A 14,449-nucleotide genomic window follows, 5' to 3' on the forward strand; every position below is an offset into this window, starting at 1 on the left:
GCCATGAACGGACCTTCCCGCATCACGCTGGCAATGACCGGCGCCTCTGGCGCGCAGTACGGCCTGCGCCTGCTGGACTGCCTGATCCAGGAAGACCGTGAGGTGCATTTCCTGATTTCCAAGGCAGCGCAGCTGGTGATGGCCACTGAAACCGACGTCACCTTGCCGGCCAAGCCCCAGGCCATGCAGGCATTCCTCAGCGAGTACACCGGTGCCGCACCGGGACAGATTCGTTGCTACGGCAAGGAAGACTGGATGTCCCCGGTGGCGTCCGGTTCCGGCGCACCAGCAGCGATGGTGGTGGTGCCCTGTTCCACCGGGACGCTCTCGGCCATCGCTACTGGCGCTTGCAACAACTTGATCGAGCGTGCCGCCGACGTGACCCTGAAGGAGCGCCGCCAACTGGTCCTGGTGCCGCGCGAGGCGCCTTATTCCAGTATCCACCTGGAAAACATGCTCAAGCTGTCCAACCTTGGCGCGGTGATCGTGCCTGCCTCGCCGGGTTTCTATCACCAGCCGCAGACCATCGATGACCTGGTGGACTTCGTGGTGGCGCGCATCCTCAACCTGCTGGACATTCCCCAGGACATGCTGCCGCGTTGGGGCGAACACCATCAGGGCGTCGATGACTAGTCGCCTTGCGGCACCCTTGCTGGCATTCGTCCTGATGCAGGGCTGCGCCAGCGTCGCGACCCTCAACGCCGCCAAGCCGGGGGCGCCGATCATCTATTCCGGCACCCGTCTGGACTGGTATTCGCTCAATGGCGGCTGCTGCCCCACGGATCGCTTCGGCGTCGAGCCGCCGGCCTACCCAGCGCTCGACCTGCCCGCCAGCGCCTTGCTGGATACGCTGCTGCTGCCCTTTGCGGTAGCGGCGGAATTGGGTGTGACGCTGGGCGTTACCGGCGGGTATTGAACCTGTAGGGGCGAATTCATTCGCCAACCGGGGCGTAGGCTCGGCCCTCGGGTTTGCGGGGGGATGCTGCGCATCCCTTGGCGAATGAATTCACCCCTACAAGAAGCGATGGCCGCTCGTGACTCAAGCCGGCTCCTGGCAGACGTCCACCCATTTCGCTTCCACCAACTCGGCCATGTAGGCCGGGGTTATGCGCACTGCGCTGTGCACGGCGCCCGCCGCTGGCACCACTTCATCGAAGGCCTGCAGGGACCGGTCGCAATAGACGGCTAGCGGTGTGGCCAGACCGAACGGACAAACTCCGCCCACTGGATGGCTGGTCAGGGCTTCCACCGTTTCGGCATCCAGCATCTTGGCCTTGGCGCCAAAGGTTTCCTTGAACTTGCGGTTGTCGATGCGTGCGTCGCCGCGTGCCACCACCAGCACGGCGTCCTCGCCTATGCGAAAGGCCAGGGTCTTGGCGATTCGGCCGGGCTCAACGCCATGGGCTTCCGCCGCCAGGGCCACGGTGGCGGTGCTGGTCTGCAGTTCGATAATGTCGATTTCGGGCGCCTTCCCGGCGAAGAAGGCACGGACCGATTCGAGACTCATAAGCGATCCCTCTGGGGTGAAGGACGAATCCTTGTACTTCGGCAGGACGGCGTCAATCCGCCCATCCACGGTGGACGAACGTCATGGGTTTTGGGCCGGGCAGGTAGCCACTGTGCAGCTCGCCGATGTTGAAACCACCGGATTCGATCAGGCGCGGGATGTCACGGTCGAGGTGACAGCCGCCGGCCAGCGGTTTCCATAACGGGGTGAGGCGGTGCTGCCAGCGCACCACGGCGAGGTCCGGCGCCAGGCCGTGCTCGGCGAAGTGCAGGCGCCCGCCAGGCTTGAGCACGCGGCGCATTTCACGCAGGGCGGCAATTGCGTCCGGAATGGTGCAGAGGGTGAAGGTGCAGACGATGCTGTCGAAGCTGGCGTCGGCGGCCTGGATCTCGCCGAGTTCCAGGGCGATGGTCTCTACCGGGATCGCGATGGCGTCAGCGCGCCTGCGTGCCAGTGCCTGCATCTGCGCAGCGGGGTCGACGCCGGTGACGCGACTGACGCGGGTGGGATCGTAGAAGGCGAGATTCAGGCCGGTCCCGATGCCGATCTCCAGCACCTGGCCCTCGGCCTGGGGCACGACCAGGGAACGGGTCTTCATCACGTGCCCCATGCCGCAGGCGAAGTCGATCAGGTGGGGCAGGATGTGGCGATCGTAGAAGCCCATGCTGGCTGTCTCCGGCAAAAGACGTCGTTCACCTTAGCAGGGGGCGAATCGCAAGGGCGCGGGGATTTCGGCCAACGGCGGGCGTGCTCCCGCCGTTGTCAGCGACCGAGGCGACGCAGATCGTCCGACTCGATGATGCGAATACCGTCTTCCTCTTCCAGCGCCAGGCGCCAGAGCGCGCGGGCCAGGGTGCAGACATCGATGCCACGGTACTTGCCGGGCAGCCAGCGCATGAAGGTCGCGGCCAGGCGTTCGCCGAAACGGAACTCGCTGCGCGGCCCTATCAACAGGGATGGGCGGGCGATGGTCAGTTGCGGCCAGTCCATGGCCTTGAGAGCTTCCTCCATCTCGCCCTTGACCTTGTTGTAGAAGATCGAGGACGCGCGATTGGCTCCGAGGGCGCTGATCACGATGAAGTGCCGGGCACCCAGTTCGCGGGCGCGCTGGGCGAAGGCCAGGACCAGGTCCAGGTCCACGGAGCGGAAGATTTCCTGGGTTCCGGCCTGGCGGATGGTGCTGCCCAGGCAGCAGAAGGCGACGTCCACCTGTCCCTGCAGCTGCGGCAACAGATCGGCCAGCGGGCCGACGGGGTTCAGCAGGTGTGGGTGTCCGGCCAGCGGGCGCCGTGTGGGGGCCAGGACGCGAGCAACCGTGGGTTCGTTGAGCAGGCGGTCGAGCAAATGCTCGCCGGTCAATCCAGTGGCGCCGGCGAGCAGTATGTGCTGGGGCGTCAGATGCATGTTGTTTCTCCGCTGATACAAGCTGAGCTTAGTGGCTACGAGCGGTTTTGTCGGGGTTCGTGGCGCTTTGCGCGGTCAGTGCCTGCTCCGCCTGGTGCTCACGAAGCGCACGCCAGCGCGCGGTGACGGCCTTGGGCGCCCAGATCTGCGGTTCCGAGGCTTCGAAGTCGTCGGCCTTCTCGCGCTCGGCGACTTTCTCCCTGGCGATGCCAAAGGCCCGCTCCAGGTCGTCTGTCTCGCTGAAGGCGTCGGCGAACAGCGCGCGGCCGAAGTAGGTGAAGTCGTTCTCCTCGGAGCATCCGAAGGATACGCGATCGGTACGGGCCGCAGTCATGATCAGGGTCCTGTCGTCCTTCAGGGGAGGAATGAATCCGCCGGAGTAGCAGGCGGAGATCACCAGTACCTTGTATCTGTCCTTGAGAGGAACGAGCAGGTCTGCAAGCTCCTGCGCGGGCAGGTGGCCCAACTGAAGGCCGGGTTGCTCCAGGGCCAGTTCATGGGTCGGCGAGCCGTGGCTGGTGAGGTAGATGAACACCAGGTCTTCTGGTCCGCTGCGCCTGGCAACGGCCCGGATGGCGCGGGACAGACTTTCCCGGGTGGCCAGGGGACGGTCGGTCATATGTTCGCGGTGGTTGACCAGGGTGATCTGGCCGTGGGCGCCAAAACGCTCGGCCAGTAGCCTGGAGACGTAGTCTGCTTCGCGCAGGAAAACGCTCTGGCGGCCGTCACCGGCGAGGCTGATGGAGTAAAGCTCCACTTCCGGGGTGGACACCGGCAGGGCATCGATTGCTTGTTCGAGCAGGTGCCCCTGGGCCAGCAGGCCGATTTCCAGTGGATCGGGCAGGGCCTTGCCCTTTTCGTCGCGGATGCGCGTGCCCTCCTGCCAGATGCCGGTTTCACGCTTTCCATCGGGCAGTGTCAGGCTGCCGGTGCCACCGTAGAGACCGTCGTTGAAGTGCCCCTGGTAGCGACTGCCGTCGGCCAGCGACAGCTTGCCCTCGCCTTGGTAGCGCCAGTGCCGGAAGTGGCCCTCGTAGTGGCTGCCATCGGCCCCGGTGAATTCGCCCTCACCAACGAGGTTGCCCTCCTTGAAGGTGCCGCTCCAGACATCGCCGTCACCGCTGGTGAAGCGCCCCTTGCCGTCGAACAGGCTGTTGCGGAACTCGCCGATGTAACTGGAACCGTCCTGCCCCTGATAGGCCCCTTGGCCCTCCAGTTGGCCACGCTTGAATCGCCCGCTGAAACGATTGCCCGCTTCATCGGTACGAACGCCTTCGCCATCCGGCTGGCCGGCTTTGAAGAGTCCCTGGTAATTGCTGCCGTCGGACCATTCGAGGATGCCGAAGCCCTGGTATTTGTCGTTGCGGAACTGGCCGCGATAGGTGACCTCGCCCTGGCGCAGGGTGCCTTCGCCGTCGAACTGGTTGTGGGCGAAGCCGCCTTCGTAGGTTGTGCCATTGCCGTAGGCGAGGCGGCCCCGGCCATGGAACAGGCCCGACTTGAATTCGCCGACGTAGACCAGGCCGTTGGGGCCGTGCCATTCGCCCTGGCCCTCGGGCTGACCATCCTTGAACTGGCCTTCGAACCTGGTGCCGTTGTTGTAGTCCAGGCGGCCCGGTCCCTGCAGCAGGCCGTCGACCAGTTCGCCGCGGTAGCGGGAACCGTCCGGCAGGCGGGCATCCGGCGGCGTGAGGGGTTCGCCCTCGCCGCAGGCTGCAAGCAGGATGGCGAGGCTGAGGGGCAGAAGCGGCTTCATCGGGTGTCCTTTTCCTTGCATCTGCCTTTCAGTGTGGCGCAAAAAAGCCCGCGATTGCGGGCTTTTTTGGTGACGAGGAAGGGCTCAGACGAAGCAGAGGCTGATGGACTCAGCGACGTAGGCGGGCTTCTGCTGGCCTTCGATCTCCAGGGTGCAGAGAGCCTTGATCAGCCACTGGCCCGGGTTCTTCTCTGTAATGTCAGACACTTTCACCGCCAGGCGCACGCGGGCGTCGACTTTCACCGGCTGGATGAAACGCACGCTGTCGAGGCCGTAGTTGACGACCATTTTCAGGCCTTCGGGCATGATCAGCAGGCCTTCGATCAGCTTGGGAATCAGCGACAGGCTGAGGAAACCGTGGGCGATGGTGGAGCCGAAGGGGGTCTGCTTGGCGCGCTCCGGGTCGACGTGGATGAACTGGTGGTCGCCGGTGCATTCGGCGAACTGGTTAATGCGATTCTGGTCGATCGTCACCCATTCCGAGTGGCCGAGTTCCTTGCCAACGTAGTTCTTCAGTTCCGCTACTGGTACGAACGCCATACGTCATCCTCCGTGGATGCAGTGTTGTAATTCTTATGATTCGGGGTGGGCCCCCTCTTGCGTGCAGCGCTTAGATCATCATGCCGGCCCCGGCGGGTCAAGACGCCATGCCCCCTGCGAATGGCGGGTTATAGCGGGACAGCCGGCAAGCCTATAATGCCCCCGGCCGAGGCCCTGCCTGGCCGGACCTGACCGGTGGAGAATTTCATGCTGTTGCGCGGACTGACCTGGCTGGTGCTGTTCCAGCTGATCGGTAGCGGGCTCAATGCCCTGTTCCTGTCGATGCTTCCCGGGCCCATCATTGGCCTGGTGCTGCTGTTCCTCTATCTGCTGGTGCGTGGGGAGGTGAGCGAGTCGCTGAGCCTGGCCGCCAGCAGCCTGTTGCGCTACCTGCCGCTGCTGCTGGTGCCGCCGGCGGTGGGCGTGATGGTCTATGCGCAGGCAATCTGGGCGGACTTCTGGGCCATCGTCGGTGCGCTGGTGCTGTCGCTGCTGGCTGCCTTCCTCTTCTGTGGCTGGCTGATGCAGAAGCTCATCGATCGCCAGGCAAATCGCCGGGAGGACATATGAGCCTCGACTGGCAAGCCGCCGTTCAGGCGGTGGTGCATCACCCGTTGTTCGGCTTCGGCATGACCCTGGCGGCCTATCAATTGGCCGTGGCGGCGTACGAGAAGACCCGCTGGGTATTCCTGCAACCGGTGCTGCTGTCCATGCTGCTGCTGATCGGTGTGCTGCTGGCCTTCGGCATCAGCTATCAGGAGTATCGCCAGAGCACCCAGCTCCTGACGGTCTTCCTCGGTCCGGCCACGGTTGCTTTGGCTGTGCCGCTCTTTCTCAACCTGCGGCGCATTCGCCAGCTGTTCTGGCCGACCTTGCTGACGCTGGTGTTCGGTGGGCTCTTCGCTACGCTGTCGGTAGCTGTGCTGGGCTGGTGGTTCGGCACTGAGCGCATGGTGCTGATGACGTTGCTGCCGAAGTCGGTGACCTCGCCCATCGCCATGCTCGTGGCCGAGCAGCTTGGCGGGGTGGCGGCCCTGGCGGCGGTGTTCGTGCTGATTACCGGTGTGCTCGGCGCTATTCTCGGGCCGGAGTTGCTGCGCCGTTGTGGTGTGCGTCACCCCGCGGCGCAGGGCATTGCCCTGGGGCTCACCGCCCACGCGGTTGGTACCGCGCGGGCTTTGCAGGAAGGCGAGGAGTGTGGTGCCTTTGCCGCCCTGGCGATGAGCCTCATGGGGGTCGCCACGGCGGTCCTGTTGCCGCTCGCTGTTGCCATGATTGCTTGAGGTCGACGCATGAAGTTGCCGTTGTTTCCGCTCAACACCGTGCTGTTTCCGGGCTGCACGCTGGACTTGCAGATATTCGAGGCGCGCTATCTGGACATGCTGGGGCGCTGCATGAAGCAGAGTGAAGGCTTCGGCGTTGTCTGCATTCTCGAAGGCCAGGAAGTGGGTGAGGCGGCCAGTCGGTTCGCCGCTGTCGGTTGTGAGGCGGTGATCCGCGACTGGCAACAGCGCCCCAACGGTCTGCTAGGTATTCGCGTGCAGGGCGGGCGGCGCTTTCATGTCAGCAAGGCGGAAGTGCTGCGCGATCAGCTGACGCTCGCCGAAGTCGAATGGCTGGCCGAGGAGCCCGAGCGCCCGCTGCGCGCGGAGCACGCCGACCTGGCGGCGCTGCTCAATGCCCTGGCCGAGCACCCGATGGTCCAGGGCCTGGGCATGGGCGGCGTAGTGGAAGGGCAACAGGCGCTGGCCAATCAGCTTTCCTACCTGCTGCCGTTCCACATCAAGGAAAAGATTCACCTGCTGACCCTGGGTGATCCCGATGAGCGCCTGGATTTTCTTCAGGGCCTGCTCGATCAGATGCAGGGCGAGTCCATCGCCTGAAGGAACCCCGCCATGCCTGATTGGGACAGCCACTAGTAGCGGTATCGCGCCAGCGCTTCCGGCAGGGCCCAGGTGGCGATGCCTCCGAGCAGGGCCAGGCAGGCCGGCAGGATCAGTACCCACACCCTTGGGCTCATGGCCGTCAATGGCGCTGCACGCTGCATCAGCGCAAGGCCGGCTGCCGAGATGCCGCCAGCCAGTAGAGCGCCGGCGATGACGTCCGTGGGCCAGTGCACACCGAGGTAGACCCGCGACAGGGCGATGGGTAGCGCCGACAGGCAGGCCAGCAGCAGCCAGGTCAGGCGCAGGCGCCCCGGCTGGCCGCGACCGGCGAGAATCCCCAGTACCAGGAAGAACGCGAAGGCCGCCGAGCTATGGCCGCTGGGGAAGCTGAACGTGGTCAGCGGTTCGACGAGAACCTCCGGCCGTGCCCGCGCGAAGAAGTGTTTGAGGACGGTGTTGGCCAGCCCAGTGATCAACAGGGTGCCAATGGCGAAGCAGGCTGGGCGCCACTGGCGCAGCAGCAACAGGAGGGCGCCGAGCATGGCACCGGCGAGCAACTGGGTGTTGAAGTCGCCAACGCGGGTGACCAGCACCATCAAATGATCGAGGCTGGCTCCGCGCTGTTCCTGAACCAGTGCCATCAGTCCCTGGTCCAGCGCCTGCAGGTGCGGCCAGCCGATCAATAGTGCGCCCAGGGCCGCCAGACACAGGCCGGCTGCCAGCGGGTTAGCCGAGCGTTTCTCGCGTAGCGTGCTGTGAACGATAAGGCCGAGCATGGCGATGATCGCGACTATCACGACCCCGGCCTCACTCCAGAAACCTTCCGGCAGCGGCAGGCGCAATGCCGCGCCGGTGGCCCAGCCAGGAACCAGGTAGGCCACGGCCCATCCGGCTGCCGCCAGCATGCTCACGGCGACGAAGCGCGGGAAAGGCATGTCGAGCATGCCTGCGACCATCGGCAGCATGGGGCGCAGCGGGCCAATGTAGCGGCCCACCAGCAGGCTGGCGATGCCGTAGCGCTGGAAGTAGCTCTCCGCGCCGCTGATCCATTCGGGATGGTCGCGCAGCAGTGGCAGGCGGCGAATGTTCTGGTGGAAGCGTCGACCCAGGCCGTAGGAGATCATGTCGCCCACCAGGCCGCCCGTGTAGGCCAGGAGCAGGGTTTCCCAGAGTTCCAGGGCGCCGCTGCCCGCCATCACACCGACTGCGAACAGCAGTGCGACGCCAGGGACGACGATGCCGGCGATGGCCAGGCATTCGATGCAGGCGATCAGGAAAATGGCCAGTCCCAACCATTCCGGGTTGGCGCCAAGCCAGGCGGTGACCTGGTCGAACCATTGGCTCATGCGTGTGTGTCCTCGATCAGCGTGTAGTCGCGTCCTTCGACCTGCCCGCGGCGCAGCGGGTTGCGCGTGCAATGGCGAGCGTAGGCGGCATCGACGAAGCGATAGGGCAGGTGCTCGTCGCGGCCGTGGGGGATTCCCAGGCGCGCGCTCTGGATGATGCAGGCGGGACGTTGGTCGACGTCTTCAACGAACAGACGCTGCCAGTCGAAGCGCTGGCCGTCCCAGTCGGGCACCTTCAGGCCAAGGGATTTGCACAGCAGCGTCTGGCCGGCGCAGAGGCGCTCGGCGGGGCGGGGCAGGCCCTGGGCGTCGGGGTTGTTGCGTTGCATGGCAGCCAGGGCATCGTCGGGGGATATGGCGTCTACCCAGGGGTATCCGGACTTGATCAGCACCGCGTTGCCGGCGCCATGGGCGCTGAAGTTCAGTGAGTCGCCGCCGCGGGAGTAATACATATAGATGTGCCCGCCATCGAGAAACAGGGCACGACGCTTGTGCGTGTAGCCAAGGGACGCGTGGCTGCCCTTGTCCACCAGATAGTAGGCCTCGGTCTCGATGATGCGGGCGGATAGCCAGCGATCGCCTGCCCGATGGCGTATCACCTTGCCCAGCAGCTCGCGGGCCACCCGTTGGGCATCGCGGTCGAAAAAGGCGTCGGTCAGCGGGCGGGCGCCAGGCCAGGGCAAACTAAGGATGGGATCGCAGGACATGGGGCTGTCGCAGGGTTACGGGTCGGAATAGGCTCGCGATTATACGGAAGCATGCTGAGCCGAAGCTGAACGCCAGCGTCGGAATCGTCACGCAAAATAACAAGAGCCCGTTGCCATGTCCCGAGCTGCCCGTCTCGACAGTGCGCACATCACGCCCAGTGCGCATTACACCGGTTACGTCTGGTATCGCCACCAGCTTGCCGAAGAACCCTTCGTTACGCCTTTCGGACGCTTCGCCCACGCGGCTCTGGCGCCGGTGAGCTGGGGCGCGCGAGTGGCTTTTGGGCTGGATGTCGAGCGCTTCCTGCTGCAACGCCATCTATTGATCGACGCCCTGCTGCACGAAGCTATCGAGCGGCGCGGTGTGCGCCAGGTGGTGGAGATTGCCTGCGGCCTGTCGCCCCGGGGGCGGCGTTTCTGCTCCCGCTATCCGGAGCTGCGATACCTGGAGGCCGACCTGCCGCCCATGGCTGCACGCAAGCGTCTGCTGCTCCATGAAGAGGGCTGGCTGGATGCGCGGCACCAGGTGCGCCCTGTGGATATCCTTGCCGAGCAGGGTGTGAATGACCTGCAGGCGCTGTTTTCCGGGCTGGATCATGAAGAGCCGGTGCTGGTGATCACCGAAGGCTTGGTGAATTACTTCGATCTGCCGGTGATAGAAGCCTTCTGGTGCCGCCTGGCGGGCGAGCTGAAGCAGTTTCCGTCTGCCACCTACCTCACCGATCTCTATCCTGACCTGCGCGAGCATCCGCGTTATCGCCAGCTGCGCTGGGGGATCGATCTTGTTGGCCGGCTGACCCGTGGCCGCTACTACCTCCATTATCGGGACGATGCCGCCATAACCAGCGGCTTCGAGGCTTGCGGTTTTAACGAAACTCGGGTGCATGACCCGAAAGAGCTGGCGACGACTCCGCAGGATGCCTGGCCGGCATTGGTGAGGGTGGTGGAGGCGCGTACGTGACGATGGGTTTTTGATGTGGGGGCGAATTTATTCGCGAATGAATTCGCTCCCGCGATGACGTGGCAGTTGTTGATCAGGCATAAGCCACGGCTCGCGGCTCCGCGTGCACAACCTGGGCTGCCAGCGCCTCGCTGGCCGCTGCGTCGGTGTGCGGGAAGACCAGGGCGAGGGCGTCGCCTTCATGGCGCAGGGGCAATACATCCAGTTCCGGCAAATCACCAGCCTGCAGGCGCCATCCACGCGAGGGCAGTGCGCTCGGCAGATTGCCGGCCACCAGGCCACCGAAGAACCCCAGTTCGTTAATCTCTACTGGCCAGTCGCCCCCTTCGTCGTGCAGCAACCGGCCGCGCCGGTTCAACGGGGCCACTCGCGGTTCCTGGCGTCGCTCCAGGCGCTCCAGGCGATTGCGGGCCAGGCGCGTGGCGCCGGAACTGGCAAAGGGCAGGGCGCTACCTAGCAGGAACGGACGATAGAAGCTGGCGCAGGCTTCGCGCTGTTCGAACTGGGCGAGGTGATCGCCATTGTGGATAAGGGCGCAGTCGGCGTCGGCACAGGCGGCGGCAAAGCCTGCGTGCTCCCAGGGTTGGGTGAAGTGATCGAATTCACCGGCCAGCACCAGGGTTGGGCACGCCGGGTGGCGTTCGAATCCGGGAAATGTAAGCAGGCGCTGGCTATTCTGCCGGTATCGTTCAAGTTCTTGCGGGGAAAGACGCTGCATCTGTCGCAAAAGTGCCTTGCGGAAGACCAGTGAGATACCGGTTTCTTCCAGGCGCAGTGGGTTGATCAGGCCGGTCAGGGCACCCTGGGCGAAGCGCTGGACCTGGCCTTCGGCAAGTAAATCCAGGCCTTCTTCCAGCAGTCGCCGGGCACCGGGGCGGCCGAATGCTGTGATTCCAGCCAGCAGTAGGCGCGCGCAATGCCGGGGATGGCGCACGGCGAACAGGGCTGCCAGGGCGGAGCCGTAGGACAGGCCGATTGGCATCAGTGGTGGTAGCCGGAGTTCGTCGGCGAAGGCAGAGATCAGGTCGGCCAGTTGTTCGAGCGAAAGCTCGGGCGCCAGTTGCAGGTTGCCGCCCTGGCTCGGGAGATCAAGCAGGATCACCGGATGGTGGGGCAGCAGTTCCTGCACCTCGGCGACAAAGGAGCGGAAGCTCTGAAAGGCGCCGCCGAGCATCAGGATCGGCTCGCGACCGTCTTGGGCGTGCTCGGAGAAAGCCTGGTAATGCAGTGTCCAGGGGCCGATCTGGAGGATGCGTGGCGCATCGTTCAGGTACTGAGGGGCGAAGTCGGTCTGGTAACGCATGGCGGGTTCTCCGGCGCCGGGGCGCTTCTTGTTCTTGTGCGACGACTGCGATTGGAAGGTAAACAGCGGAGACACTTTTGTTTACCCAACCTTCGGGCGGGCGCGCTGGCCGGGTGTCACCGTCCCGTCCGCAGTCCGCCTGGGCCGAGGCTTGTGTCGTTACCGGCAAGCCCCATGGAATGGCCTGTCTACCATCCGCCCGGCGCCGCTGGGCGCGGGCGAGCGTGGCCGCTATAATCAGCCGCTTTCCTTTCGCCAGAACCCGAGACCATGACCGAGTCCGTTCTCGATTACATGACCCGCCTTGGCCGCGCCGCGCGCGCTGCCTCGCGCGTGGCCGCCCGTGCCAGCACCGCGCAGAAGAACCGCGCCCTGCTGGCTGCCGCCGATGCCCTGGATGCAGCCCGTGCCGAGCTGTCCGCCGCCAACGAGCAGGACCTGGCCAACGGCCGGGCCAACGGTCTCGAGCCAGCCATGCTCGATCGCCTGGCGCTGACCCCGGCACGCATAGACGACATGATCGAGGGCTTGCGCCAGGTCGCCACCTTGCCGGACCCCATCGGCGAGATCCGTGACATGCGCTATCTGCCGTCCGGTATCCAGGTGGGCAAGATGCGCGTGCCGCTGGGTGTGATCGGGATCATCTACGAGTCGCGGCCGAACGTGACCATCGATGCCGCCAGCCTTTGCCTGAAATCCGGCAACGCCACCATCCTGCGCGGCGGTTCCGAGGCCATCCATTCCAACCAGGCAATCGCCATCTGCATTCAGAAGGGGCTGGCCGAAGCCGGTCTGCCGAGCGAGCTGGTTCAAGTGGTGGAAACCACCGACCGTGCTGCCGTGGGCGCGCTGATCAGCATGCCGGAGTTCGTGGACGTGATCGTCCCGCGCGGCGGCAAGGGCCTGATCGAGCGCATAAGCCGTGAGGCCAAGGTGCCTGTGATCAAGCACCTGGACGGCATCTGCCACGTCTACATCGACATTGCCGCCGACCTGGACAAGGCGATTCGCGTGGCCGACAACGCCAAGACCCAGCGCTACGCGCCGTGCAATACGATGGAAACCCTGCTGGTTCACGAGGGCATTGCCGCCCGCGTGTTGCCACCGCTGGCCGCCATCTACCGCGACAAGGGCGTGGAGCTGCGTGGCGACGCGGCCACTCGTGCCTTGCTGGGCAATGACGTGCTGGAGGCGACCGAAGAAGACTGGCGCACCGAGTACAACGCGCCAATCCTTTCGATCCGTATCGTCGACGGCCTCGACCAGGCCATCGAGCACATCAATGCCTACGGCTCGCAGCACACCGACGCCATCATCACCGAGAACTTCAGTGATGCCCGGCGCTTCCTCACCGAGGTGGACTCCGCTTCGGTGATGGTCAACGCCTCGACCCGATTCGCCGATGGCTTCGAGTACGGCCTGGGCGCGGAGATCGGCATTTCCACCGACAAGCTGCACGCCCGCGGGCCGGTCGGTCTGGAAGGTCTGACCAGCGAGAAGTACGTGGTCTTCGGCGACGGTCACGTACGCACCTGATGGGTAAGCGCATCGGTCTCTTCGGCGGCACTTTCGATCCTGTGCACATCGGTCATCTGCGCAGCGCCGTAGAGGTGGCCGAGCAGTTCGGCTTCGATGAGCTGCGTCTGATTCCCAGTGCTCGGCCGCCGCACCGCGACAGCCCGCGGGTGTCCGCGACCCAGCGACTGGAAATGGTGCAACTGGCGGTGGGCGGTGTCGCGCCGCTGGTGGTGGATGATCGTGAGCTCAAGCGCGAGCGCCCATCCTGGACGATCGAGACGCTGGAGTCCCTGCGTGCCGAGTTGGGCACCGATGACCAGCTGTTCCTGCTGGTCGGCTGGGATGCTTTCTGTGGACTGCCGAGCTGGCATCGCTGGAGCGAGCTGCTCGACCATTGCCACATCCTGGTCCTGCAACGACCGGATGCCGACAGCGAGGCCCCGGAAGACCTGCGTGACCTGTTGGCGGCGCGTAGCGCTGTCGATCCTCAATCCCTGCAGGGGGCAGCCGGGCAGATAGCTTTTGTCTGGCAGACCCCCTTGGCAATTTCCGCCACCCAGATTCGCCAATTGCTGGGGGAGGGGCGCTCGGTGCGCTATCTCGTGCCCGACGCCGTATTGGCCTATATCCATGCGCACGACCTTTACCGTGCGACGAACTGATTCACTGAGGTAGTTGAACCCGATGCAAAACGAAGAACTCGTCAAGGTCGCAATCGCGGCCCTGGAAGACCTGAAAGGTCAGGAAATCACCACTATCGACGTGCGTGGCAAGACCAGCATCACTGATTTCATGGTGATCGCCAGCGGTACCTCCGGCCGTCACGTCAAGTCCCTGGCCGAAAACGTGCTGGAGAAGGTCAAGGAGCAAGGCGTGCGTCCCCTGGGCAGCGAAGGCCTGGACGGCGGCGAGTGGGCCCTGCTGGACCTGGGCGATGTCGTGGTGCATGTGATGCAGGTCGCCACCCGGCAGTTCTACGACCTGGAGCGCCTGTGGCAGGGCGCCGAGCAGAGCCGCGCCCATCACAGCCACGAGTAAGCGGGGCGTCCTTTGCGTCTACGTCTGATCGCCGTTGGCACGCGGATGCCGCGCTGGGTGGAAGAGGGCTGGCACGAGTACGTCAAGCGCCTGCCTTCCGAGCTCAGCCTGGAACTGGTGGAGATCCCGCTGACCACGCGTGGCAAGAATGCCGACGTGGCGCGAATGATCCGCCAGGAGGGCGAGGCCATGCTGGCCAAGGTTCAACCGGGGGAACGCATCGTTACCCTGGAAGTCCAAGGTCGGCCCTGGAGCACCGAGCAACTGGCCGCTGAACTGGACCGCTGGCGCCTCGATTCGCGCACCGTCAACCTCATGGTCGGTGGCCCGGAAGGGCTGGCCCCGGAGGTTTGCGCGCGCAGCGAGCAGCGTTGGTCGTTGTCGCCGCTGACGTTGCCGCATCCGCTGGTTCGCATCCTCATCGGCGAACAGATCTATCGTGCCTGGACCGTGCTGTCCGGCCACCCCTATCACAAGTAAGCC

General features: G+C 64.9%; 18 protein-coding genes. 10 read left to right on the forward strand and 8 right to left on the reverse strand.

From position 1 onward, the window contains the following. The first annotated feature begins 3 nt into the window (after positions 1-3). A complete protein-coding gene (gene ubiX, locus SA496_RS01420; RefSeq protein ID WP_120653143.1) occupies positions 4-633 on the forward strand; it encodes a flavin prenyltransferase UbiX in 630 nt (209 codons plus the stop codon). Continuing rightward, entirely contained in the window at positions 626-916 is a 291-nt protein-coding gene (locus tag SA496_RS01425; protein WP_120653142.1) for a YceK/YidQ family lipoprotein, read from the forward strand. The genes ubiX and SA496_RS01425 overlap by 8 nt, the downstream gene beginning before the upstream one ends. A 123-nt stretch (positions 917-1,039) precedes the next feature. Here the strand turns inward: SA496_RS01425 and SA496_RS01430 are convergent, their stop codons facing one another. The 5 genes from SA496_RS01430 to SA496_RS01450 form a co-directional block, all read right to left on the reverse strand. Continuing rightward, positions 1,040-1,507, reverse strand: a complete 468-nt coding sequence (locus SA496_RS01430; protein WP_120653141.1) for a YbaK/EbsC family protein — start codon at positions 1,505-1,507, stop codon at positions 1,040-1,042. Positions 1,508-1,559: 52 nt separating this feature from the next. Beyond that, a complete protein-coding gene (locus SA496_RS01435) occupies positions 1,560-2,171 on the reverse strand; it encodes a class I SAM-dependent methyltransferase (RefSeq protein WP_120653140.1) in 612 nt (203 codons plus the stop codon). 98 nt (positions 2,172-2,269) lie between these two features. After that, positions 2,270-2,911 carry an oxidoreductase gene (locus SA496_RS01440; protein ID WP_120653139.1) on the reverse strand — a complete coding sequence of 214 codons (642 nt, stop codon included), beginning with the start codon at positions 2,909-2,911 and terminating at the stop codon, positions 2,270-2,272. A gap of 28 nt (positions 2,912-2,939) precedes the next feature. Then, entirely contained in the window at positions 2,940-4,667 is a 1,728-nt protein-coding gene (locus SA496_RS01445; protein ID WP_153921486.1) for a C13 family peptidase, read from the reverse strand. Between the two features lie 84 nt (positions 4,668-4,751). Further along, the gene (locus SA496_RS01450) at positions 4,752-5,207 is read right to left on the reverse strand and encodes a MaoC family dehydratase (protein ID WP_120653137.1); all 456 of its coding nucleotides are present in this window, start codon (positions 5,205-5,207) and stop codon (positions 4,752-4,754) included. 207 nt (positions 5,208-5,414) lie between these two features. Between SA496_RS01450 and SA496_RS01455 the strand changes: the two genes are divergently transcribed. Genes SA496_RS01455 through SA496_RS01465 form a run of 3 tightly spaced genes read left to right on the forward strand, consistent with a single transcriptional unit; the run spans position 5,415 to position 7,090 of the window. Then, positions 5,415-5,777, forward strand: coding sequence for a CidA/LrgA family protein (locus SA496_RS01455; RefSeq protein ID WP_330114942.1), 363 nt, complete (start codon positions 5,415-5,417; stop codon positions 5,775-5,777). Next, positions 5,774-6,490, forward strand: a complete 717-nt coding sequence (locus SA496_RS01460; RefSeq protein ID WP_120653135.1) for an LrgB family protein — start codon at positions 5,774-5,776, stop codon at positions 6,488-6,490. Before SA496_RS01455 ends, SA496_RS01460 begins: the two co-directional genes overlap by 4 nt. A 9-nt stretch (positions 6,491-6,499) precedes the next feature. Then, positions 6,500-7,090 carry an LON peptidase substrate-binding domain-containing protein gene (locus tag SA496_RS01465; protein ID WP_120653134.1) on the forward strand — a complete coding sequence of 197 codons (591 nt, stop codon included), beginning with the start codon at positions 6,500-6,502 and terminating at the stop codon, positions 7,088-7,090. A 32-nt stretch (positions 7,091-7,122) separates the two neighbouring features. Here the strand turns inward: SA496_RS01465 and SA496_RS01470 are convergent, their stop codons facing one another. Next, complete coding sequence (locus SA496_RS01470; RefSeq protein WP_153921484.1) at positions 7,123-8,439, reverse strand: bifunctional DedA family/phosphatase PAP2 family protein; 1,317 nt, start codon at positions 8,437-8,439, stop codon at positions 7,123-7,125. Next, positions 8,436-9,146, reverse strand: a complete 711-nt coding sequence (locus SA496_RS01475; protein WP_120653132.1) for a DNA-3-methyladenine glycosylase — start codon at positions 9,144-9,146, stop codon at positions 8,436-8,438. Before SA496_RS01475 ends, SA496_RS01470 begins: the two co-directional genes overlap by 4 nt. 115 nt (positions 9,147-9,261) lie before the next feature. Here SA496_RS01475 and SA496_RS01480 point away from each other — a divergent pair, with 115 nt between their 5' ends. Next, positions 9,262-10,107, forward strand: coding sequence for a class I SAM-dependent methyltransferase (locus tag SA496_RS01480; protein ID WP_120653131.1), 846 nt, complete (start codon positions 9,262-9,264; stop codon positions 10,105-10,107). 73 nt (positions 10,108-10,180) lie between these two features. Here the strand turns inward: SA496_RS01480 and SA496_RS01485 are convergent, their stop codons facing one another. Next, positions 10,181-11,410 carry an alpha/beta fold hydrolase gene (locus SA496_RS01485; RefSeq protein ID WP_330114943.1) on the reverse strand — a complete coding sequence of 410 codons (1,230 nt, stop codon included), beginning with the start codon at positions 11,408-11,410 and terminating at the stop codon, positions 10,181-10,183. 270 nt (positions 11,411-11,680) lie between these two features. On the opposite strand from SA496_RS01485, the gene SA496_RS01490 reads away from it, so the two are divergent. Genes SA496_RS01490 through rlmH form a run of 4 tightly spaced genes read left to right on the forward strand, consistent with a single transcriptional unit; the run spans position 11,681 to position 14,446 of the window. Then, on the forward strand, positions 11,681-12,946 hold the full coding sequence (locus SA496_RS01490) for a glutamate-5-semialdehyde dehydrogenase (RefSeq protein ID WP_330114944.1): 1,266 nt from the start codon (positions 11,681-11,683) through the stop codon (positions 12,944-12,946). Next, the gene (nadD, locus tag SA496_RS01495) at positions 12,946-13,590 is read left to right on the forward strand and encodes a nicotinate-nucleotide adenylyltransferase (RefSeq protein WP_120653128.1); all 645 of its coding nucleotides are present in this window, start codon (positions 12,946-12,948) and stop codon (positions 13,588-13,590) included. Before SA496_RS01490 ends, nadD begins: the two co-directional genes overlap by 1 nt. Before the next feature lie 22 nt (positions 13,591-13,612). Next, on the forward strand, positions 13,613-13,966 hold the full coding sequence (gene rsfS, locus SA496_RS01500; protein WP_120653127.1) for a ribosome silencing factor: 354 nt from the start codon (positions 13,613-13,615) through the stop codon (positions 13,964-13,966). A 12-nt stretch (positions 13,967-13,978) separates the two neighbouring features. Beyond that, positions 13,979-14,446 carry a 23S rRNA (pseudouridine(1915)-N(3))-methyltransferase RlmH gene (gene rlmH, locus SA496_RS01505; protein ID WP_044872302.1) on the forward strand — a complete coding sequence of 156 codons (468 nt, stop codon included), beginning with the start codon at positions 13,979-13,981 and terminating at the stop codon, positions 14,444-14,446. Positions 14,447-14,449: the final 3 nt, after the last annotated feature.

The organism is Pseudomonas sp. JS3066 (genome assembly GCF_036328175.1).
Classification (GTDB): Bacteria; Pseudomonadota; Gammaproteobacteria; order Pseudomonadales; family Pseudomonadaceae; genus Metapseudomonas.

What these genes read in the sequence shown, in the direction of transcription:
- ubiX (WP_120653143.1), top strand. Translation starts at nt 4, where the DNA reads ATGAACGGACCTTCCCGCATCACGCTGGCAATGACCGGCGCCTCTGGC.
- SA496_RS01425 (WP_120653142.1), top strand. Translation starts at nt 626, where the DNA reads ATGACTAGTCGCCTTGCGGCACCCTTGCTGGCATTCGTCCTGATGCAG.
- SA496_RS01430 (WP_120653141.1), bottom strand. Translation starts at nt 1,507, where the DNA reads ATGAGTCTCGAATCGGTCCGTGCCTTCTTCGCCGGGAAGGCGCCCGAA.
- SA496_RS01435 (WP_120653140.1), bottom strand. Translation starts at nt 2,171, where the DNA reads ATGGGCTTCTACGATCGCCACATCCTGCCCCACCTGATCGACTTCGCC.
- SA496_RS01440 (WP_120653139.1), bottom strand. Translation starts at nt 2,911, where the DNA reads ATGCATCTGACGCCCCAGCACATACTGCTCGCCGGCGCCACTGGATTG.
- SA496_RS01445 (WP_153921486.1), bottom strand. Translation starts at nt 4,667, where the DNA reads ATGAAGCCGCTTCTGCCCCTCAGCCTCGCCATCCTGCTTGCAGCCTGC.
- SA496_RS01450 (WP_120653137.1), bottom strand. Translation starts at nt 5,207, where the DNA reads ATGGCGTTCGTACCAGTAGCGGAACTGAAGAACTACGTTGGCAAGGAA.
- SA496_RS01455 (WP_330114942.1), top strand. Translation starts at nt 5,415, where the DNA reads ATGCTGTTGCGCGGACTGACCTGGCTGGTGCTGTTCCAGCTGATCGGT.
- SA496_RS01460 (WP_120653135.1), top strand. Translation starts at nt 5,774, where the DNA reads ATGAGCCTCGACTGGCAAGCCGCCGTTCAGGCGGTGGTGCATCACCCG.
- SA496_RS01465 (WP_120653134.1), top strand. Translation starts at nt 6,500, where the DNA reads ATGAAGTTGCCGTTGTTTCCGCTCAACACCGTGCTGTTTCCGGGCTGC.
- SA496_RS01470 (WP_153921484.1), bottom strand. Translation starts at nt 8,439, where the DNA reads ATGAGCCAATGGTTCGACCAGGTCACCGCCTGGCTTGGCGCCAACCCG.
- SA496_RS01475 (WP_120653132.1), bottom strand. Translation starts at nt 9,146, where the DNA reads ATGTCCTGCGATCCCATCCTTAGTTTGCCCTGGCCTGGCGCCCGCCCG.
- SA496_RS01480 (WP_120653131.1), top strand. Translation starts at nt 9,262, where the DNA reads ATGTCCCGAGCTGCCCGTCTCGACAGTGCGCACATCACGCCCAGTGCG.
- SA496_RS01485 (WP_330114943.1), bottom strand. Translation starts at nt 11,410, where the DNA reads ATGCGTTACCAGACCGACTTCGCCCCTCAGTACCTGAACGATGCGCCA.
- SA496_RS01490 (WP_330114944.1), top strand. Translation starts at nt 11,681, where the DNA reads ATGACCGAGTCCGTTCTCGATTACATGACCCGCCTTGGCCGCGCCGCG.
- nadD (WP_120653128.1), top strand. Translation starts at nt 12,946, where the DNA reads ATGGGTAAGCGCATCGGTCTCTTCGGCGGCACTTTCGATCCTGTGCAC.
- rsfS (WP_120653127.1), top strand. Translation starts at nt 13,613, where the DNA reads ATGCAAAACGAAGAACTCGTCAAGGTCGCAATCGCGGCCCTGGAAGAC.